This is a genomic window from Streptomyces sp. M41(2017), assembly GCF_002078175.1.
In the GTDB taxonomy this organism is placed as follows: Bacteria; Actinomycetota; Actinomycetes; order Streptomycetales; family Streptomycetaceae; genus Streptomyces.
In genome coordinates, this window is sequence record NZ_MWFK01000001.1 from 5258354 (window position 1) to 5278198 (window position 19845).

A 19845-nucleotide genomic window follows, 5' to 3' on the forward strand; every position below is an offset into this window, starting at 1 on the left:
GACACCTACCGATCATGAGCGACGACGAGAGCTTCGCCGCTGCCTATCGCGAGCACTACTGGGCGGTCAGCCGCTATGTTGCGCGGCGACTGGACGGCCGCAGCAGTGATGTCGAGGAGGTGGTGGCCGAGGTCTTCACCGTCGCCTGGCGACGGCGGAACGACCTGCCGGCCACCCCTCTTCCCTGGCTGTACGGCGTGGCCCGCCACTGCCTGGCCAACGCGGTACGCGGCTACGGGCGCCGCCGCAGGCTCCTCGACCGGATCGGCAACGACGAGAGCGCGCACGGCAAGCACGTCGTCCAGGGCCCCGACGCCGGTTCCCCCGCCGACTGGGTGCACGAGGCGCTGGCCCGGCTCGCCCCGTCCGACCAGGAAGTCCTGCGCCTGACGGCCTGGGAGGAACTCGGTGTCGACGAGATCGCCGTCGCGCTCGGCTGCGGCAGCCGCGCCGCGGCGATGCGCCTGCACCGGGCCCGCCGCCGGCTCGCCGCCGAGATAGACGGCCTGCGGATCAGCGTGGCCGCCGGCTCCGCGACGCCCCGCCGCGACACCCCGAAGGAAGACGGCCATGGCTGACGAACTCGACCTGCTGCGCCGCGCCAACCCGGTGCCCGCCGACGACCCCCGCTTCCACGACCGTCCGCTCGACCCGGGGGCCGAACGCCGCCTCCAGGTCCTCACCCGCACCGGCCGTGCGCGGCCCAGGACCGGCCGCCGTCCCGGCCTCGGCCCGCTGTTCGACGCCCTCCGGCCGAGCCGCCCCCGCGACTGGGCCTGGACCGTCACGGCGGCGGCCGCCGTCGGCGCCGTCGTCCTGGCCCTCACCCTGTCCGGTCCCGGCACCGTCCCCGCGGTCGCCGCCCCGCGCCCCCTGGTCGTCGAGACGGGCTCGGCCCCGCTGCCCCTGGACGTGCTCGCCGACCGGGCCGCCGCTCAGGGTGCGCGACTCGGGCTCCGCCAGGGAACCCATGTGCAGACCTGGAGCCTGAGCATGACCTCGGGGCCCGGTGCCCGCCCGCCCGTCACCCTGCCCGAGGAACGCGTCGTGCGCTGGGCGGCGGACGACAGCCGCACGGAACTGGTCGTGGCGACCGACCCGAGCCACCCCGGCAAGCCCGTCGTCACCGACGCCGATCCCGTCCCCCGCACGGTCGAGGACGGCCATGTCATCAGCCGTCGGACGTACCCGCCGAGCTGGAGCGACGCCCCGCCGAGCGCCCGGCCCCCGCACGACACACGGCGGTTGCGTGCCTACCTGGAGGAGATCGACCGCCTCGACGCCATGGACACCGGTGGCCTCCTCGACGCCGTCGGCACGTTGCTAGACAACTGGACGCTCGGCAGCCGGGAGACCGCCGCCCTCACCCGCGTCCTCGCCGACGCCCCGGACCTGCGCCCGGTCGGAGCCGTCACCGACCGGCTGGGCCGCCCCGGACAGGCGTACGTCTACGCGGACAGGGCCCACTCGGTCCGCCGGATGCTCATCCTGGACCCGGCGACCGGAACGGTCCTCGGCCTGGAGGACACCGTCACCCGGGGCGACCCCGAGTGGGGCGTGAAGAAGGGCGACGTGATGTCCTACTCCGCCTGGCTGCGCTGACTTCCCGCGCCGACTCCTCGGGCGGACGGGCCTTCGCGACGGTCCGCTTCGAGGGCACGGCGGTGGCCGTCGGGTCCTCGGGGCACCGGACCGACCGGCGCACCCCGGCGTCCCCGTCCGCGGGCGCCGAGTCCGGGCTCACCGCCGTCGGATGCGCAGCCGGCGGACGGCCCGCGGGTTGCCGGGCGGCTGCTGCGAACGCGCCGCCCTGAGGAGGGAGTCCAGCAGGGAGGCGGACACCCGCAGGCCCGCCGCGGAGACCGGCCGGCGCCGCGTCCGGGTCGGCCTGGAACGGCCCATCCCCGCGCTCGCCGAGAAGGTCCAGTTCAGACTCGACCTGATCTGGACCTTCGGCCAGTTCCTTCCTACTCGTCCCATGCCTGTACCAGCGTCTGGTCGACGATCTTGCCGTCGCGGAGCGACATCATCGACGTGCTCATCACCCGGACCCCGTCGGGGTACTCGCAGGACTCGGTGAAGGCGACATGGTCGCCCTGGACGACGCACTGGTCCATCGTGTGCGTCATGTCCCGGCTGTACACGTCGTCGAGCATGGCGCCGATCTCGGCGCGACCGTGTTTGACCATCGGATGGCTGGGCTGGGTGTTCCGGTCGACGACCCGCAGTTCCGCGTCGTCGGCGTAGAGCGACAGCAGATCTGCCGCCCTGTGTCCCTCAATGCCCCGGCGCAGTGCTTCGGTGTCGAAGACGGGGGCTGCCGCTGTGCCCATGGTGACCTCCTCGGGAAGTCCGCGACCGGCCAGGAGCCGGCGCGAAGGGCCTCTCTACCGAGCGTCCTCCGCCCCGGGGCGGACGGCAAACGCGGGCCCCCGTGATGCGCCTCTCGGGTGAGCCCGGCGGGCGGGCCGTGTCCGCGCGGGGTCCGTGGCCGTTGCTGAAGGCATGATCTCAACACGACGTATCGCCGCCGCCGTCGGTCTCGCCATCGGCGTCACGGGACTCGCCGCCCCGATGGCGGCCGCGGCGGGCTCCGAGGCCCACGACGCCGGGAAGCTGAACCCCATCGCCACGCTCGACTCGCTCGCCCTGAGCGACATCCCGGCCGAGCACCAGGCCGAGCTCCCGAGGCCCTCCGCGCAGCTCAAGGGCCTCAACGGGCTGAACGACCTGAATCAGCTCCACCAGGTCACCGACCTCGCCGCGCCCGTCACCGGGCTGCTCGGCGGCATCGAGAGCTAGCGGAGCGAGCGTGCGCCGGCTCCGGCGCGACGACGGTGGGCCCCGCGGAACGACGACGTTCCGCGGGGCCCACCGTCGTCGCGGCTGTCCGTGTCCACCGGGGGAGCGCGCCGCGCCGGAGTCGTCGAGTTCAGGGGGTCCGGTCCGGGACTCACGCCCCGGGCGGCCCCTCACCCCGGACCGCCGTGCGGAACGCGATCGGGGCCTGCCCGGCCCGCTGGTGGAAGTACTTCGCGAAGTTCGTGGCGCTGGAGAAGCCCAGGAGGCCGGCTATACGGGCGGCCGCCAGATCGGTGTGGGCGAGCAGCCGCTTCGCCTCCAGGACGACCCGGCGGTCGACGAACTCCTTGGCGCCGACCCCCACCGCGTCCAGGGTCGCCCGGGACAGCGTCCGCGTCGAGTAGCCGAGAGCGACGGCGTAGTCGTCGACGCGGCGGGTGCGCGCGAAGTCCCGTTCGACCGCGGCACGGAACCGCAGAAAGGTTTCGCCTGGTTCCTGGTGCGGGTCGCCCGGCGTGTCGAGATGGGCCACCCGCAGGATCAGCACGTCCAGCAGATGACGCAGTACGGCGGCGTGCGCGTCGGCCGGCAGTCCGCCGCGGCCCAGGAACTCGTGCCGCAGATGGTCGCCCGCCGCCCGCAGGGACACGGCGTCCCCGGCCTCCGGGGTGCGCAGCACGCGCGCGTGCGGATCGTCGAGCCCCGTCGCGCGCGCGGTGGCCGGGTCGGGGACGTCGCGCTCGAAGACGATCACCGTCCCCTCGGCGTGCGTGAGGTCTCCCCACTGGAGGACCTGGCCGGGGCGGGCCCACAGCCAGGCGCCGGGCCCGACGTCGTAGACGGTGAAGTCCACGGTCGGCCGCAGGGTGCCCGAGGAGAGCGTCAGCAGGTGGTGACAGGCGGGGCGCTGGGGCCTGTCGGGACCGGTCCCGCCGCTGCGGGACGCGGCGCGCAGGGCGGCCAGCGGGATCACTTCCAGTCCGGCGGCGGTGCCGACGGAGGCCGCGGAGGTGTCCTCGGGGGTGGCCTGCCCGGCCGGGTGTCCGTATCTGACCGTCATGAGTCGCCTGTGTATCCGGGTGGGACGTGCCCTGCCGCGCGGTGAGGGGCGCACGCCGAGCGGACGGCGCCCCGAGTGGCGGAAGGAGGCATCACCCTAAAGGAGAGGCGGTCCCCGGCCAAGGAATTCCAGGACATCGCTCACCGTGAGCGAACGGTGGCGGTTCGGGAGGTGTCGTGTGGATCACCGCTGATTCGCGACGATCCGCACGGCAATCCCCTGTTCCGCGGCCGTGGGACGCTCCGGAACGATCACTCGATCCGGTCCGGCGTGACGGCCGCCCCGACCCGGCCCGCGGCGATGACCGCGGCCTCCTCGGCGGGGACGCCTTCGGCCGGTTTCAGCCGGCTCGGGCGGTCGACCCGGACCGCCCCCCTTCCGGCACCGGCCGTGACTCCCCGGCCGGGGTCGCTCTCCTGCTCGGGTCCTGTCGAGTTCCTCGGCCGGGGTCGTTCCCCTGCCCGGGGTTCGGCCGCTCCTCGGCCCGGGGGGCTCCTCTTCTCGGCCGCCGGCACCGGTTCCTCGGCCCCGGCCCGTTCCCCCTGCCCCGGCCGCGCTTCCTCTGGTCCGCGGACCTGTTCGGCGTCGGCCGGGCCCGCCCCGGCTCAGCCGGTCGTCGCGAGGAACTGGGTGGTGGCGAGTTCTGCGTAGAGCGGGTCGGCGGCCACCAGCTCCCGGTGTGTGCCGACGGCGCGGACCCGGCCCGCGTCCATGACCACGATGCGGTCGGCCGTCGTCACGGTGGACAGCCGGTGCGCGACCACCAGCACCGTCGTCGTCCGCGCCACGTCGGCGACCGTGTCCCGCAGCGCGGCCTCGTTCACGGCGTCCAATTGCGACGTGGCCTCGTCGAGAAGCAGCAGCCGGGGGCGGCGCAGCAGAGCCCGGGCGATCGCGACGCGCTGGCGTTCCCCGCCCGACAGCTTCGTGCCGCGATGGCCGACGAGCGTCTCCAGCCCACGCGGCAGCCGCGAGACCAGACCGTCCAGCCGCGTCGTCCTGAGCACCCGGGCCAGCTCGCCCTCCTCGGCTTCGGGATTGCCCATCAGGAGGTTGTCCCGCAGCGAACCCGACAGCACCGGGGCGTCCTGCTCCACGTAGCCGATGGCGGACCGCAGCAGCGGCAGGTCCCAGTCCTCCAGCGGCCGGCCGTCCACCGTGATCAGGCCGGCCTCGGGGTCGTAGAACCGCTCGATGAGCGAGAACACCGTGGTCTTGCCCGCGCCGGACGGGCCGACGAACGCGGTGAGTCCGCGGGCCGGGACGGTGAACGTCACCCCGTGGTGGACGTACGGCAGATCGTCCGCGTACCGGAAGCGGACGTCGTCGAACGCGAGGGCGGCCGGCTCGGTGCCCGGGGTGGGCAGCGGCGCGGGCCGGGCGGCCGGTTCCGCGGGCAGCCGCAGGGCCTCCTCGATACGGGAGAGGGCGGCGGCGCCGGACTGGTACTGCGTCACCGCTCCCACCACCTGCTGGATCGGGGACATCAGGTAGAAGACGTAGAGCAGGAAGGCGACCAGGGTGCCCACGTCGATGGCGCCGGTCGCGACGCGGGCGCCGCCGACCGCGAGGACCGTGATGAACGCGGTCTGCATGGCCAGACCGGCCGTGTTGCCCGCCGCAGCCGACCACTTGGCGGCCCGGACGCTCTGCCGCCAGGACTCCTCGGCCGCCGCGTGGACGGTCGCCTCCTCACGGTGCTCCGCACCGGACGCCTTGACCGTGCGCAGGGCGCCGAGGGTCCGCTCCAGCGCGGCCCCCATCGCCCCGACCGCGTCCTGCGCCCGCCGGCTGGCCCGGTTGATGCGCGGCACGATCAGTCCGAGCACCGTTCCCGCGCACAGCACCACGCCCACCGTGACGCCCAGGAGCACCACGTCGACCAGACCCATCATCACGACCGTCGCCACCAGCGTGAGACCACCGGTGCCGAGGCCGACCAGCGAATCGGTGGTGACCTCGCGCAGCAGTGTCGTGTCCGAGGTGATGCGGGCCATCAGGTCACCGGGCTCGCTGCGGTCCACCGCGGGTATCCGAAGCCGCAGCAGGTACGACGACAGCGCCCGCCGCGCGCCGAGCACCACCGACTCGGCGGTGCGCCGGAGCACGAACGAACCCAGCGCCCCCACGGCCGTGTTGGTCACCACCAGCGCCGCCATCCCGAGCAGCGCGCCGCCGATCGCCCGGTCGTGCGACAGGTCGTCGATCAGCCCGCGCGCCACCAGCGGAAGCACCAGCCCGGTCGCCCCGGTGCCGAGCGCGAGCAGGGCGCCCGCGAACAGCGCCCAGCGGTGCGGTCGTACGTACCCGAGCAGCAGGCGCCACGGGGGCACCCGCCCCGCGGTGTCGGTCAGGCTCACGGCGCTCCTCGCGGGAGTTGAGACGGGACACTCAGGCTACGTCGGCGACCGGACCCCGGACGCCGGGGCCACCTGGCCTTCTACCGGCCGGTCACACCGTAGGGTCGGTCGACGGAACGTCCACTACGAAAAGGGGCTCAGTCACATGGCGCAGGAAGTACGGGGCGTGATCGCACCGGGCAAGAACGAGCCGGTGCGTGTCGAGACCATCGTCGTGCCGGATCCGGGACCCGGCGAGGCCGTGGTGAAGATCCAGGCCTGCGGGGTCTGTCACACCGACCTGCACTACAAGCAGGGCGGAATCAACGACGACTTCCCGTTCCTGCTCGGTCACGAGGCGGCCGGGATCGTGGAGTCGGTCGGCGACGGGGTCACGGACGTGGCGCCCGGCGACTTCGTCGTCCTCAACTGGCGCGCGGTGTGCGGGCAGTGTCGTGCCTGTCTGCGCGGGCGGCCCTGGTACTGCTTCGACACCCACAACGCGAAGCAGAGGATGACGCTGACGGACGGCACCGAGCTGTCCCCGGCGCTCGGCATCGGCGCCTTCGCGGAGAAGACGCTCGTCGCCGCCGGCCAGTGCACCAAGGTCGACCCCTCCGTCTCCCCGGCGGTGGCCGGTCTCCTCGGCTGCGGAGTGATGGCCGGCATCGGCGCCGCCATCAACACGGGGAACGTCGGCCGGGGCGACACGGTCGCCGTGATCGGCTGCGGCGGAGTCGGCGACGCGGCGATCGCGGGCGCACGCCTCGCCGGCGCCGCGAAGATCATCGCGGTGGACATCGACGACCGCAAGCTCACGACCGCCGAGAAGCTCGGCGCGACCCACACCGTCAACTCCCGTGAGAACGACGCCGTCGAGGCGATCCGGGCCCTCACCGGCGGCTTCGGCGCCGACGTCGTCATCGACGCCGTGGGCCGCCCGGAGACGTACCAGCAGGCCTTCTACGCCCGCGACCTCGCCGGCACGGTCGTCCTCGTCGGTGTCCCCACCCCGGAGATGAAGCTCGAACTCCCGCTGCTCGACGTCTTCGGCCGCGGCGGCTCCCTCAAGTCGTCCTGGTACGGCGACTGCCTGCCCTCCCGCGACTTCCCGATGCTGATCGACCTCCACCTCCAGGGCCGCCTGGACCTCGGCGCGTTCGTCAGCGAGACGATCGCGCTGGACGACATCGAGGCGGCGTTCGAGCGGATGCACCACGGCGACGTGCTGCGCTCGGTGGTGATGTTCTGATGGCCGCCCGCATCGAACACCTCGTCACCTCGGGCACGTTCTCGCTCGACGGCGGCACCTGGGACGTCGACAACAACGTGTGGATCGTGGGCGACGACCACGAGGCGATCGTCATCGACGCCGCGCACGACGCCGACGCCATCGCCGAGGCCGTCGGCGACCGGCGGCTGACCGCGATCATCTGTACGCACGCCCACAACGACCACATCGACGCCGCCCCCGCCCTGGCCGAGCGCACGGGCGCCACCATCTGGCTGCACCCCGACGACCTGCCGCTGTGGAAGGTCACCCACCCCGACCGGCTGCCCGACGCCTGGCTCCAGGACGGGCAGGTCATCGAGGCGGCGGGCGCGGACCTCACCGTGCTGCACACCCCGGGCCACGCACCGGGCGCGGTCTGCCTCTACGACCCGGGCCTCGGCACGCTGTTCTCCGGTGACACCCTCTTCCAGGGCGGCCCGGGAGCGACCGGCCGGTCCTACTCCCACTTCCCGACGATCATCGACTCGATCCGTGACCGGCTGCTCGCCCTGCCGGCCGACACCGTCGTGCGGACGGGACACGGCGACACGACGACGATCGGCGCGGAGGCCCCGCACCTGGAGGAGTGGATCGCCCGCGGGCACTGACGGCCGCACGGGCCGCCCGCACGAGCCGGACCCGGCGGCCCCTCGGAGGGACCGCCGGGAAGGCATCCCGAGGCACAGCCGCAACGCTCCGAAATACCTGACAGAAGATGTCCGGCTTCCGGGAGAAGCTCGGAGTGACACACGGGCGGGGACAGCCCGGGTGCGCCACGGCAGGAGGTCGGACATGTCAGGGCCGTCGGAAGGCACACTGCGGGACAAGGTCGCGCTGGTCGCGGGCGGGACCAGGGGAGCGGGCCGCGGGATCGCGGTGGAACTGGGTGCCGCGGGCGCCACCGTCTACGTGACGGGGCGGAGCACCCGCGCCCGGCGCTCCGAGTACGACCGCCCCGAGACCATCGAGGACACCGCCGACCTGGTCACCGCTGCGGGCGGCCGGGGCGTCGCCGTCCCCACCGACCACCTCGTACCGGCCGAGGTCGAGGCGCTCGTCGCCCGCATCGCCGACGAACAGGGGCGCCTGGACGTCCTGGTGAACGACATCTGGGGCTCCGAGAAGCTCTTCGAGTGGGACACCCCCGTCTGGGAGCACGACCTCGACAACGGCCTCCGCCTCCTGCGGCTCGCCGTCGAGACGCACGCCGTCACCAGCCACCACGCCCTTCCCCTGCTGCTGCGCCGGCCCGGCGGCCTGGTCGTCGAGATGACGGACGGCACGGCGGAGTACAACCGCGACACCTACAGGGTGTCCTTCTTCTACGACATCGCCAAGGCCGCCGTCCTGCGCATGGCGTTCGCCCTCGGACACGAACTGGGCCCCCGCGGCGCCACGGCCGTCGCGCTCACGCCCGGCTGGATGCGCTCGGAGATCATGCTCGAAGCCTTCGGCGTGACCGAGGAGAACTGGCACGACGCCGAGGAACGCGTCCCGCACTTCGCCATCTCCGAGACACCGTTCTACGTGGGGCGCGCGGTCGCCGCCCTGGCCGCCGACCCGGACGTCGCCCGCTGGAACGGGCAGTCGCTCTCCGGCGGCCGGCTCGCCCGGGAGTACGGCTTCACCGACCGGGACGGCAGCCGTCCCGACGCCTGGCGCTACATGGTCGAGGTCCAGGACAAGGGGAAGCCCGCGGACGTGACCGGGTACCGCTGAGGCGGTGACGCCGGGGGCGCCCGCATCCGCGGTCCGGAGGTCCGCGGGTCCGGACGAGATCGCGGGCGTACGACGTCTGTTCGCGGCGCCGATCATGGCAGTACGTTCCCTGCCATGACTGCGATGAGGCGATTCGAGGGACACGGGGTTCTGATCACGGGCGCGGCCCGGGGCATCGGCGCGGCGACCGCCCGCCGCTTCGTCGAGGAAGGCGCCCGGGTCCTGGTCACCGACGTCGACCTGGCGGCGGCCGAGAGGACGGCCGCCGCGCTGCGTGAACTCGGCGGGCGCGCCGAGGCGTTCACCTGTGACGTGGGCGACCGGTCCCAGGTGGAGGCCGCGATGGTGTACGCGGTGGACACCTTCGGCTCCCTGGACGTGCTGGTCAACAACGCCTACCGCTGCACCCCGGACACCCCGCTCTTCGAGGACGAGGGCGACGAGGACTGGGCCAGGGACCTCGACATCACACTGAGCGGCGCCTTCCGCTGCTCCCGCGCGGCCCTCCCGTACCTGGTGGCCTCCGGCCGCGGAGCCATCGTCACCATCGGCTCCGTCAACGGCATCCAGGACTTCGGCAACCACGCCTACAGCGCCGCCAAGGCGGGACTGATGTCGCTCACCCGCACGCTGGCCGGGCACGCGGGCCGGCGGGGCGTCCGCGTCAACCTGGTGGCGCCGGGCACCGTCCGCACGACGGCCTGGGAGGGGCGGGAGGACGATCTCGCCGTCGCGTCCGAGCTGTATCCGCTGGGCAGGGTCGGCGAACCGGAGGACATCGCCGCCGCCGTCGCCTTCCTCGCCTCCGCCGACGCCGCCTGGATCACCGGCACGACCCTGCGCGTCGACGGCGGGGTGCTGGCCGTCAACACCGGCTTCCGGCAGGCTCTCGGGCGCGCCGGGGAGGACGACGAGGAAGGCTGAGCCGTCTCAGGGGCGCGCATCCGCGCCGACGCGCACGAGTGCCTCGAACACCCGGTCCGTGTCCTCCTCCGTCGTACGCCAGTTGCTGAAGGCCGCCCGCAGCCCGTGCGTCCCCGCGTAGAACGTCGGGGTCACGAACGCCTCGCCCGACTCCGCGATCGCGGCGGCCAGCGCGCGCACCCGCCGCTCACTCGGATCGTCGGTGAGTGTGAAGCAGACGACGTTCAGGCGGACCGGCGCGAGAAGGCGCAGTCCCGGCACGCCGGCGATCCGTTCACCGAGACGCCGGGCGAGCGCCACGTTCCGCTCGACGATCTCGCGATGCCCCGACCTGCCGTACGCCGCCAGGGAGAACCAGGCCGGGAGCGCCCGCAGCCGACGGGAGTTCTCCGGCGTCAGGTGCAGGAAGTCCGGTTCGCCGGTGGGGAGTCCGAGGTACGGCGAGGCGTTGTGGAAGACCCGCACCTGGAGATCCTGGCGGCGGGTGAACTGCACGGCCGCGTCATAGGGGACGTTCAGCCACTTGTGCAGGTCGACGCAGACGGAGTCGGCCGCGTCCAGGCCCGCGACCAGCGGGGCGTACGCGGGGGACAGGGCGGCGAAGCCGCCGAACGCGGCGTCGACGTGCAGCCAGAAGTCGTGACGCTCCCGGAGCGCGGCGATCGCCCGCAGATCGTCGAAGTCGACGGTGTTCACCGTTCCCGCGTTCGCCACGACCACGGCCGGTCCGTCGACCGCGCCGAGCGCGGCGTCCAGCGCCGCGACGTCCACGGCCTCACGGTTGCCGGGCAGCAGCGGCACCGGACGCAGGCTGTCCCGTCCGAGGCCGAGCACGGACAGCGCCTTGGAGACGCTGGAGTGCGGACTGCCCGACAGCACGGTCACGGCGCCCAGCGCCGCCGCGCCCTCACGCTCGACGGACACCCCCCGGCGCTCGCCGAGCCACTCCCGCGCGACGGCCAGCCCCACCGTGTTGGAGACCGTCGCCCCGCTCACGAACGCCCCGCGGTGCTCCTCGCCCAGCCCGAACATCTCGCGCAGCCACCCGAGCGTCTCGTGCTCCAGGGCGCTCGCGACGGAACCGGCGGTGCCGGACACGTTCTGGTCGAAGACGCCGGTCAGCCAGTCCCCCGTGAGGGAGGCGGGGGTCGCGCCACCCGTGACGAAGCCGAGGTAGCGCGGTCCGGCGGAACCGGAGAACCCCGGTGCCCACCGGCCCGCGAACCGGGCGAGGGCACCCGTCGCACCCTCGCCCTCGACGGGCAGGGGCTCGGGGTGGGGCGCGCCGCCGGGACGGGCGACCGGGCGGCCGTCCAGACCGCTCACCTCACGGGCGGCGACGTCGCGGGCGGCCTGGAGGAGTTCGGGGAAACGCGCGAGGTCCTCGGCGAGAGCGGGATGCATGAGCGCAGCGTAGGCGCGTCAGCCTGTCCGGTCCTCGGTCCAATCCGCGGGAACTGGACCGGTGCCGGGCGACGCCGATCGGAGAGGAATGTCACCGTTCGGTCCCGGCTCGCGTCGCCGCACAACGAAATGCCGTCAAGAGCTGTCTAGGCAGGCAGACAACACGATGGACACGACACGGAGGGCCCGCCATGGGGGACATACGCAGACGAGGAGCCGTCGCGCTCGGGATCACCGGACTGGTCGCACCGCTCACCCTCGCCCTGGGCGCCACGCCCGCACAGGCGGCGAGCTGCACCACATCCACCGGCCCGAACCAGAAGCAGGTGGAGAAGTTCCTCGGGCGTCCGGTCGACGGCCGGCAGTCGAGCGCCGACTGCAAGGCGATCAAGGCCTTCCAGACCAAGCACGGCATCACGCCGAACATCGGCTACGCGGGACCCGTCACGTGGGGCGTGATGGATCTCATGAACAAGCAGAAGGCCGTGGGCAACAAGCCCAACAAGGACGGCAAGTGCCCGGTGAACAAGGGCCGGATCGCCTGTGTGAACCTCACCCTGCAGATCAGCTGGATCCAGGACGGCAGCCGCCTGGTCTACGGCCCGGTCCCGGTCCGCACCGGGCGCAACGGCTACGAGACCCGCACCGGCCTGAAGAAGATCTACTGGCGGCACATCGACCACGTGTCGAGCATCTACCACGTGGCCATGCCCTACAGCCAGTTCTTCGACGGCGGCCAGGCCTTCCACTCCGTGGGGGTCAGCATGTGGAACCCGCCCGGCTCGCACGGCTGCGTCAACATGACGTCCACCACGGCCAAGAAGTACTGGTCGCTGCTGAAGAACGGCGACGACGTCTACGTGTATGGACGCAAGCCCGGCACCTGAGTGATGAGCTTCACGGTCCGTAATGTCGTCCGGTGTACCTTTACTCACATCGTCTTCACGGCAAGGACCGTATGCTTCACACCATGTCCACCACTCCTGACACCGAGACCCGGCGCTCTGCCGACCAGGTCAACGAGGAGATCAGGGCCCTGTGGTTCCGGGCGGGCGGGACACTGAGCATGGAAGAGCGGCGGGAGTACCAGCGGCTCGTGCTCGAGTGGGCACAAGCCGACTCGCCCTCGGCCACACAAGCCGCCTGACTCACCCCCAACTCTGGGAATACTGCCTCCGATAGGCCTTGCGGTCCTGCTCGGACCGGACGAAGCGTGTCGCCACCAGCGCGATGATGCTTCCCGCGATCACGAGCAGGCCCGGGCCGACGTTCCGCGGGTCCGTGATCCGTGACACGAACGTCTGCGCCGTCCCCGTGCCACCCACCGCCTCCACCGCGCCGGGTGCCGCGGACCCCGGCGCCCCGGCCGCGCCCTGCGGGGCCGCCGAAGCCTGCGCCGACGGCGCTGACGACGAGGTCGCCGCCGTACCGCCGGCACCCTGCGCCTGACCGGCGAGCTGCACTCCCAGCGCCGTGAGCGCCTTCGTCACCGGCTGGAAGAACGTCGTACCGCCGCTCGTGCAGTCGCCGTTGCCGCCCGAGGTCACCCCGAGCGCGATGCCCTCGGAGAACAACGGGCCGCCGCTGTCGCCCGGTTCGGCACACACCGTGGTCTCGATCAGACCGGTCACCGTCCCCTCCGGGTAGTTGACCGTCGCGCCGAGCGCGGTCACCTTCCCGTCGCGCAGACCGCTGGTGCTGCCGCTGCGGAAGACCCGCTGTCCGACCGCCGGATCGGCGGCGCCGTTGATCCGCACGCCGTTGCCACCGCCGATCGCGACGATGTTGCTCCCCGTGGCAGGCGCCTGCCCGGCGTCGTACTGCACGAGGGAGAAGTCGCTGCCGGGAAAGGCCGTCGTGACGGTCCGGCCCACCTGCCGGCGCGCGGAGTTGTCGGCGAACCACACGGAACCGGCCGGACCGCAGTGCCCGGCCGTCAGGATGAACTCACCGCTCGCGTTGGTGACGTTGAAGCCCGCCGAGCAACGCCCTCCCGTGGAGAAGATCGCCGAGGCGCCGTTCACCCGCGTGGTGAAGGTGCCCTGGGTGCGCCGCATCCGCACCTCGTCCCCGATGCCGTCGGCCAGCTTCGTCATCCGCGACCAGTCCGACGCCGAGACGGTGCTGTCCGCCTGCACGACGACCTCGTTCTTCGTGTAGTCCACCGCCCACGCGGTTCCGGGCACCCGCGGCGCCGAACTCAGCTCCCGCGTCGCCGACTTGAGGTCGTGCATGCTGTGCGGCACGACCTTCGGACGCGCACCGGCCCGCTTGACCTCGGCCGCCGCGTCCGCGTCGGTGACCGCGACGACGGGGCGGCCGTCGTCGGCGACCCAGCTGCCGGCGGTGCGCGCGGTGCCCAGCCGGGACACCAGCCCCGCCCCCGTCGTGACGGCCGACCGCACCGAACTCCCGGTGGCACGCGACGAGTCGGACGGTTCGCTCGCCATCGCGTGCGTGACCATCAGGCCTCCGCAGAGCAGGCCGCCGACAGCCGCGAACCGCGCCCCCCGTCGGACGATCCGTCGTCGTGCGTGCCTCATGCGGGGGCTCCCGAAGCCGAGCGGAGGCGGCGTCACAGCCGCCGGGAGCTCCGGTCGAGAGCCCTCCCCTCATACGTGCGCCCCCGCCCGCGCGTTCACCGCCACCGTGAAGGGGAGGTGGTGCGCGGGCGGAGGCGAGAACACGGTGCTCCGCTACGAGTGGGCGCGCGTCCGGGCGGCCACTTCCTCCGGCGTCAGGTACACGTCCGTACGCTCGAAGTCCCGCAGGGTGCCCTTGCGGCCCGCGAGGAAGCCGGTACGCACGAAGTCGTCGCCCGCGACGGCGTTGAGCAGCCAGTTGGCGCTCGTACGGAACCGGGCCGACCCGGTGGGCAGCGCGTACAGGTGGTAGCCGCGGGCCACGACCTGCGCGGGCACCCCCTTGAGGCCGATGCCGAGCGGCTTGGAGACGGCGTCGTGGCCGCCGAGGTCCACGACCAGGCCGAGGTCCTTGTGCCGGTACGGCAGGGTGGGCTGCCCGCGCAGCTTCGCCGCCAGGACCTTGGCCGCGTGCCGGCCCTGCCGGGCCGCGTGCTGCGCGGTGGGCGGACACGGGGAGCCGTCGCCCTTGGCCAGGTCGGGCACCGCCGCCGCGTCGCCGAGAGCGAACACCCCGTCCAGCCCCGGCACCCTGAAGTCGGGCTCGGTGACGATCCTGCCGCGCACGGTCTCCGCGCCCAGCGAGTCCACCAGCGGGCTCGCCGCCACGCCGGCCGTCCACACGAGCGTCCGCGAGGGGAGGACCCGTCCGTCGGTGAGGGTGATCTCGTCCGGGGTGACGGAGGCGACGGTCGTCCCCAGCGAGATGTGCAGGCCCCGGTCGCTCAGCATCCGCATCGCGCTCGCACCCAGCTTGTCGCCCAGTTCCGGCAGCAGCTTCGGCGCCACGTCCACGAGGTGCCACTTGATGAGACGGGGGTCGATGCGGGGGTGATAGCGCTTCGCGGCCGCCGTGGTCAGCCGCTGCAGACAGGCCGCCGTCTCGGTGCCCGCGTATCCGCCGCCGACCACCACGAACTGGAGCCGCGCCGCCTGCTCGGTGTCGTCGGTGGTGGCCGCCGCCAGGTCGAGCTGGGCGATCACGTGGTCGCGCAGGTACACCGCCTGCGAGAGCGTCTTCATGCCGCGCGCCTCGTCGGCGAGGCCGGGGATGTCGAAGGTGCGGGTCACGCTGCCCGGAGTCAGCACCAGATAGTCGTAGGGCAGATCGACCAGATCTCCGGTGATCTTGCGGATGACGCACACCTTCGCCTGCGTGTCGACGCCGATCACCCCGCCCGGCACCAGAGCGGTGCGGCGCAGGATCCGGCGGAGCGAGGGGGCGACGGACTGCGGCGTCAGGACTCCGGCCGCGACATGGGGCAGGAGAGGCAGATACAGCTGGTAGTCCGTGGGGCTGACCAGGGTGATCCGCGCCTCGCCCTGGGCGAGCGTCCGCTCCAGACCTCGGGCGGCCTCGACCCCGGCGAAACCGCCGCCGACGATGACGATGTTCGGTGCGTGCATCCGAGCAGCCCTCTCTCCGCTGTTGCCCCGCCGCGAGCCCAGGCTCACACGGGACGCGGACGTCTGCCACCGCACCGGGGACCACCGGGCCGCCCCCACGTTTCTCTACCGATCAGTAACTGTCTCTTCCCTCTCCGTACACGCGCTGCCAGGATCATGTCAGCCGCGGCGACGGGCGGACACCGTCGCCGCAGCGCTGTGCGCGCACTCCACAGACAGACCTGAGACGTGAGTCATGAGACGTGAAAAGGGGACTGGCATGACGGGACGCGGTGTGGGACGCCGGCTGGGCGCGGTGTCGGCGGTCGTGGCGCTGGGCATCGGAGGGACGGTCACGGCGGCGGGGTCCGCCGCGGCGGCACCGGCGCCGGTGAGCGCGGTCGTGAGCACGGCGGCGACGGCCGACGTCGACTACGCCACCTGGCAGCGTGACGTCCAGGGGGTCGTCGACCAGGCGACGCCGTACATCGCCCAGCGCACGGCGAACGCCGGCGGCCGGAAGCTGGCGCTCGTCTTCGACATCGACAACACCACGCTGGAGACCGACTTCCACCCCTGGTACCAGCTCCCCACCCCCGCGGTGAAGGCGTCCCTGGAGCTCGCCCGGTACGCGCACGCCCGCGGTGTCGCCGTCTTCTTCGTCACCGCGCGCCCCGGCATCATCGCCTCGGAGACGAAATGGAACCTGCGGAGCGTCGGCTACCCGGTGGACGGCCTCTACGTCCGTGACCTGCCCGACCTCTTCGACGAGGTGAGCGCCTACAAGACCGGCAAGCGAGCCCACATCGAGTCCCTCGGCTACACGATCGTCGCCAACGTCGGCAACAACACGACGGACCTGGTGGGCGGCCACGCCGAGCGCACCTTCAAGCTGCCGGACTACGACGGCCAGTTGTCCTAGGACGGCACCGGGCCCCCGGGTGCCGGGCGGTGGTACGCGCTTACACTGCCGCCATGGACGAGGTCTCGCTGGACACCCTGGGCTCGGGCAAGTACCTGCTGATCACCAGTTACCGCAAGAACGGCACCGGTGTCGCCACGCCGGTCTGGGTGGTGCGGGACGGGCCCGCGCTCGGCGCGTGGACGACCACCGACAGCTGGAAGGTGAAGCGGATCCGCAACCGAGCCGACGTACTGGTCGGCCCCTGCGATGTCCGCGGCAGGCCCACCGGAGAGCCGGTCCCCGCCACGGCGGAGATCGTCGGCGCGGAGGACACCGCCCGCTACCGGAAGCTCATCGCCCGCAAGTACGGACTGATGGGCCGGCTGACCCTGTTCGGCAGCCGCCTGCGCCGCGGCGAGAGCGGAACGGTCGGCCTCCGGATCACGCCCACCTCGTGAACCGCGCACGCCGAGGGGGACCCCGGTCCGGGGTCCCCCTCGGCGTGCGAGCGGGTCGCCGCCCGGCTCAGCTCCAGGCGCTGAACGGGCCGTCGACGAGCTGGAAGACCGGCTGACGGCGCACCGGGTCCTGGGCGGTGGAGAGCTGGACCCGGTCACCGCTGTGGATCGTCGCGGGCGAACCCATCACGCGGCCGCGGACGGTGAACCCCTCCGTCATCTCGATGAGGGACACGTTGCGCGCCGCCGGGGTGTTGCGGTAGATCACGGTGGAGTGCCGCACGATGCCCATGCCCGCGCTCGCCTCCGTCCGCAGCTCACTGCCCGCGCACACGGGGCAGATCAGGCGGCTGTACATGGCGGTGGCGCACCAGCGGCACCGCTGGAAGAGGAGACGGTCTCCGGGGTGTTCGTCGGCGGCGACGTCCAGCACGTCGGTCGCGTGGCCGAGGCCCGGGGGGAGGGCGCTTCCTGGGTGGTACACGAGGTCAACTCCCTGCGCTCGGCCGGAATCTGAGGTGCGCGGCTCACCGTGCACACCGACAGCGTATGGCACTGAGTGTCACCCGTAAAGGCACTCCGTACCCTCAGGATGTGAGGATACGGAGAGGGTCAGTCCCGCCCGAACGCCGACTCGATCTCCTGCACCACGCGCCACATCGGTGCCCCGCGCCGGGAGACCACCACGACCACGTCCTCCGGCGCCTCGGCGACGGCTGCTCCCGGCGAGCCGCCGAACGTCTCCTGCACGTACCCGAGCGACTGGTCGACGGCGGCCTCGGCGTCGCCCTTGCCGTCCGAACGCAGCCACGACCGCAGCCCGTTGTTGTGCGCGGCGACCACGGCGGCCGCGACCACGTCGGCGTGCAGTGTGCCGCCGGGCCGCCCCGCGGAGCGGCCGCGGAGGTACTCGGCGAGGGCGCGCTCGTAGCGCCAGACGACCGACAGTTCGTAGGCGCGCAGCCCCGGCACCTCCTTGGTGAGGCGGTAGCGCTGGACGGAGAACGTCGGGTTCTCCGCGTACATGCGCAGCACGAGCCGCGCGGCGTCGCAGACCCGCCGCACCGGGTCGTCGGCGGTGTCCTCACCCTCGTCCAGGAACGCCTTCATGTCGGCCAGGCAGCGTTCGTGGTCGGGGAAGACCACGTCCTCCTTGGAGGGGAAGTAGCGGAAGAACGACCGGCGTCCGACGCCGGCGAGCGCCACGATGTCGTCGACGGTGGTCCCCTCGTAGCCCCGCTCCAGGAAGAGCTGGAAGGCGGCCCCGACCAAGGCGTCCCGCATCGGGGGGCGGACGGCGGACGGGTCGGCGCAAACGGCGGGCCCAGGTGCGTCGTTCATGGTCGGAAACTAGCACCGAACCGGACACCGTGGCACTCGGTACCCATCACGGAGGGAACTGAGTGCCCCCGGGATGTCAGCGGTCGTTGCAGGCGGTCGACAGGGTGTCGTCGCCCGTGAGGTGGCCGTTCATGTGGGCCTGCAGGGCGACGCTCACGAGGGTGAGCAGCAGGTCGATGTCGGAGTCGACCTCCAGGTGGATGGTCACCCAGCGGGAGCCGGGCACCATGCGGACGGCGGTCGTGTCCTTGAGGTGGTCCTCGTACCGGCGGATCGCCCGGTCGGTGAGGTGCAGGTCCACGTCCTGGTCGGAGTGGAAGTGGAGGATCTCGCAGCGGGCCGCGCCCAGCGCCCGTCCCGTGCCGCAGCTGGGCCGGGTCTCCGCGAGGTCGGGCCATACGGCCAGTCGCGTCATGGCTCTGGAGGCCAAGGTCATATGCCCATCATGACCAGATCACCGCTCGGCCACCAGAACTTGAGCACGACGTAACCCAGTCGTAGCGCGGAAATGTCCCGTCTGCACCGGCTGCTTGAGTCCCTGTCCCGTCCGCTGTCCGTTCCGGGCGGCCCCGGGGGGCGGACGACGGCCCGGACCGTCCGGTCCGGGCCGCTCTGCCGGGGAGCGCCCCGCGTTCACGCCATCCAGAAGAAGACGGCGGTCATCCGCTTGTCCTCCATGGTGGTCCCGCAGTAGTCGGTGGCGGTGTGCATCAGGTTGGCGTTGTAGAGGAGCAGCCGGTTGTAGCGGTGCGGCACCCGTATGTCCTCGACGAAGGAGTCCGGAGCGACGAACCGGGTCCCGAGCGCCTCGACCAGGTTGTTGTGCGGCGCCGCGACGACGTTGCCGCCCAGCCGTCCGCCGGGCAGGTTCTGCCGGAAGAAGCTCGTCCCGCAGTCCTTGGGGACGTTCGGGTTCAGATAGAGCACGGCGGCGTACCGGCACAGGGCGCGGGAGTCGGTGTGCGGGCGCGGCTCCCCCTCGTCCTTGCCGACGACCTGGACGCAGTTGTGGTTGAGGGTGGCACCGGAGGGTGTCGCCTGCTGCCACAGCTCACGGGCGCCGGTCGCCTTCTTCACGAGCCGTTCCACGCGCCCCAGTTCGGCCGGCTCCAGACCGGGCATGGTGCGCAGCCCGGGCCAGCTCTCCGACGTGTAGGGATGGCCCTTGACCCAGTCGTCCTTGGCGACGCACCGGGCCCGAACGGCGTCGGGGTCGGGCAGGACGTCGTCGAAGACCCAGTAGTCCCTGTCGCGCGTGGGTTTCCGGTAGGGGAGGACCGGGAGCGCGGGTGTTCTCGGAGGTTGTGGGGGCATGCGGCCGACGATATTGATGCATGCGTCAGCGATCTCCAGGGAATTGGTCAACCTTCCGTGGGGTTGGTCAACCTTCCGTCAACTCGGCCGTCCCCGCGCGACCGTGCCGCGCTGCGTCGCCCAGCGGTGGGCGGCAGGCGTCCGCGTCCGCCCGCGGAGGGGTGCGCGGGCAGTGATCGATCGTATTGAGCGAAAGCGATCGATACGATGGTGGGCGTACAGTGACCTCACGGGATCACGCTCCGCGTTCGCCCGTAGATCGTCCGTCCGGCCTTGCCC

The 19845-nt window shown here is 72.4% G+C and carries 22 protein-coding genes; 11 read left to right on the forward strand and 11 right to left on the reverse strand.

Annotated elements, in window-relative coordinates; all coding sequences use genetic code 11:
* Window positions 1-14: 14 nt before the first annotated feature.
* Window positions 15-578 (forward strand): sigma-70 family RNA polymerase sigma factor, encoded by a 564-nt coding sequence (locus B0675_RS22955; RefSeq protein ID WP_081220693.1) that lies wholly within the window; start codon window positions 15-17, stop codon window positions 576-578.
* Window positions 571-1602 carry a CU044_5270 family protein gene (locus B0675_RS22960; protein ID WP_081220694.1) on the forward strand — a complete coding sequence of 344 codons (1032 nt, stop codon included), beginning with the start codon at window positions 571-573 and terminating at the stop codon, window positions 1600-1602. Before B0675_RS22955 ends, B0675_RS22960 begins: the two co-directional genes overlap by 8 nt.
* Before the next feature lie 138 nt (window positions 1603-1740).
* On the opposite strand, the gene B0675_RS41020 is transcribed toward B0675_RS22960, so the two are convergent.
* Window positions 1741-1980 carry a hypothetical protein gene (locus B0675_RS41020; protein ID WP_143661081.1) on the reverse strand — a complete coding sequence of 80 codons (240 nt, stop codon included), beginning with the start codon at window positions 1978-1980 and terminating at the stop codon, window positions 1741-1743.
* Entirely contained in the window at window positions 1968-2333 is a 366-nt protein-coding gene (locus B0675_RS22965; protein ID WP_081220695.1) for a nuclear transport factor 2 family protein, read from the reverse strand. The genes B0675_RS41020 and B0675_RS22965 overlap by 13 nt, the downstream gene beginning before the upstream one ends.
* A gap of 172 nt (window positions 2334-2505) precedes the next feature.
* Here B0675_RS22965 and B0675_RS22970 point away from each other — a divergent pair, with 172 nt between their 5' ends.
* Window positions 2506-2802 carry a hypothetical protein gene (locus B0675_RS22970; protein ID WP_081220696.1) on the forward strand — a complete coding sequence of 99 codons (297 nt, stop codon included), beginning with the start codon at window positions 2506-2508 and terminating at the stop codon, window positions 2800-2802.
* A gap of 151 nt (window positions 2803-2953) precedes the next feature.
* Here B0675_RS22970 and B0675_RS22975 read toward each other — a convergent pair whose 3' ends face one another.
* Together B0675_RS22975 and B0675_RS22985 are read right to left on the reverse strand one after the other, a co-directional pair.
* Window positions 2954-3862 carry an AraC family transcriptional regulator gene (locus B0675_RS22975; RefSeq protein WP_081220697.1) on the reverse strand — a complete coding sequence of 303 codons (909 nt, stop codon included), beginning with the start codon at window positions 3860-3862 and terminating at the stop codon, window positions 2954-2956.
* A gap of 605 nt (window positions 3863-4467) precedes the next feature.
* Window positions 4468-6222: an ABC transporter ATP-binding protein gene (locus B0675_RS22985; RefSeq protein WP_081220699.1), complete on the reverse strand. Its 1755-nt coding sequence runs from the start codon at window positions 6220-6222 to the stop codon at window positions 4468-4470.
* Between the two features lie 145 nt (window positions 6223-6367).
* Here B0675_RS22985 and B0675_RS22990 point away from each other — a divergent pair, with 145 nt between their 5' ends.
* The 4 genes from B0675_RS22990 (at window position 6368) to B0675_RS23005 (ending at window position 10117) form a co-directional block, all read left to right on the forward strand.
* On the forward strand, window positions 6368-7453 hold the full coding sequence (locus tag B0675_RS22990) for an S-(hydroxymethyl)mycothiol dehydrogenase (RefSeq protein WP_081220700.1): 1086 nt from the start codon (window positions 6368-6370) through the stop codon (window positions 7451-7453).
* Window positions 7453-8082, forward strand: coding sequence for an MBL fold metallo-hydrolase (locus tag B0675_RS22995; protein ID WP_081220701.1), 630 nt, complete (start codon window positions 7453-7455; stop codon window positions 8080-8082). Before B0675_RS22990 ends, B0675_RS22995 begins: the two co-directional genes overlap by 1 nt.
* Before the next feature lie 184 nt (window positions 8083-8266).
* Window positions 8267-9193, forward strand: a complete 927-nt coding sequence (locus B0675_RS23000; RefSeq protein ID WP_081220702.1) for an SDR family oxidoreductase — start codon at window positions 8267-8269, stop codon at window positions 9191-9193.
* A 114-nt stretch (window positions 9194-9307) separates the two neighbouring features.
* Window positions 9308-10117 carry an SDR family NAD(P)-dependent oxidoreductase gene (locus tag B0675_RS23005; protein ID WP_081220703.1) on the forward strand — a complete coding sequence of 270 codons (810 nt, stop codon included), beginning with the start codon at window positions 9308-9310 and terminating at the stop codon, window positions 10115-10117.
* 6 nt (window positions 10118-10123) lie between these two features.
* On the opposite strand, the gene B0675_RS23010 is transcribed toward B0675_RS23005, so the two are convergent.
* The gene (locus B0675_RS23010; RefSeq protein WP_081220704.1) at window positions 10124-11521 is read right to left on the reverse strand and encodes a pyridoxal-dependent decarboxylase; all 1398 of its coding nucleotides are present in this window, start codon (window positions 11519-11521) and stop codon (window positions 10124-10126) included.
* A gap of 191 nt (window positions 11522-11712) precedes the next feature.
* Here B0675_RS23010 and B0675_RS23015 point away from each other — a divergent pair, with 191 nt between their 5' ends.
* Together B0675_RS23015 and B0675_RS23020 are read left to right on the forward strand one after the other, a co-directional pair.
* Complete coding sequence (locus B0675_RS23015) at window positions 11713-12408, forward strand: L,D-transpeptidase family protein (RefSeq protein ID WP_081220705.1); 696 nt, start codon at window positions 11713-11715, stop codon at window positions 12406-12408.
* A gap of 71 nt (window positions 12409-12479) precedes the next feature.
* Entirely contained in the window at window positions 12480-12668 is a 189-nt protein-coding gene (locus B0675_RS23020) for a hypothetical protein (RefSeq protein ID WP_081220706.1), read from the forward strand.
* Window position 12669: 1 nt separating this feature from the next.
* On the opposite strand, the gene B0675_RS23025 is transcribed toward B0675_RS23020, so the two are convergent.
* Window positions 12670-14064, reverse strand: coding sequence for a S1 family peptidase (locus tag B0675_RS23025; RefSeq protein WP_081220707.1), 1395 nt, complete (start codon window positions 14062-14064; stop codon window positions 12670-12672).
* 153 nt (window positions 14065-14217) lie between these two features.
* Window positions 14218-15570 (reverse strand): NAD(P)/FAD-dependent oxidoreductase, encoded by a 1353-nt coding sequence (locus B0675_RS23030; protein WP_081220708.1) that lies wholly within the window; start codon window positions 15568-15570, stop codon window positions 14218-14220.
* A 259-nt stretch (window positions 15571-15829) separates the two neighbouring features.
* Between B0675_RS23030 and B0675_RS23035 the strand changes: the two genes are divergently transcribed.
* Together B0675_RS23035 and B0675_RS23040 are read left to right on the forward strand one after the other, a co-directional pair.
* Complete coding sequence (locus B0675_RS23035) at window positions 15830-16471, forward strand: HAD family acid phosphatase (protein ID WP_081220709.1); 642 nt, start codon at window positions 15830-15832, stop codon at window positions 16469-16471.
* Between the two features lie 53 nt (window positions 16472-16524).
* Complete coding sequence (locus tag B0675_RS23040) at window positions 16525-16911, forward strand: PPOX class F420-dependent oxidoreductase (RefSeq protein WP_081220710.1); 387 nt, start codon at window positions 16525-16527, stop codon at window positions 16909-16911.
* A 67-nt stretch (window positions 16912-16978) separates the two neighbouring features.
* Here B0675_RS23040 and B0675_RS23045 read toward each other — a convergent pair whose 3' ends face one another.
* The 4 genes from B0675_RS23045 to B0675_RS23060 form a co-directional block, all read right to left on the reverse strand.
* Complete coding sequence (locus B0675_RS23045) at window positions 16979-17344, reverse strand: hypothetical protein (RefSeq protein WP_241539974.1); 366 nt, start codon at window positions 17342-17344, stop codon at window positions 16979-16981.
* Between the two features lie 179 nt (window positions 17345-17523).
* On the reverse strand, window positions 17524-18195 hold the full coding sequence (locus B0675_RS23050; RefSeq protein ID WP_081220712.1) for a TetR family transcriptional regulator: 672 nt from the start codon (window positions 18193-18195) through the stop codon (window positions 17524-17526).
* Window positions 18196-18328: 133 nt separating this feature from the next.
* Window positions 18329-18688: a luciferase family protein gene (locus B0675_RS23055; RefSeq protein WP_081220713.1), complete on the reverse strand. Its 360-nt coding sequence runs from the start codon at window positions 18686-18688 to the stop codon at window positions 18329-18331.
* A gap of 197 nt (window positions 18689-18885) precedes the next feature.
* The gene (locus B0675_RS23060; RefSeq protein ID WP_081220714.1) at window positions 18886-19566 is read right to left on the reverse strand and encodes a DUF6445 family protein; all 681 of its coding nucleotides are present in this window, start codon (window positions 19564-19566) and stop codon (window positions 18886-18888) included.
* Window positions 19567-19845: the final 279 nt, after the last annotated feature.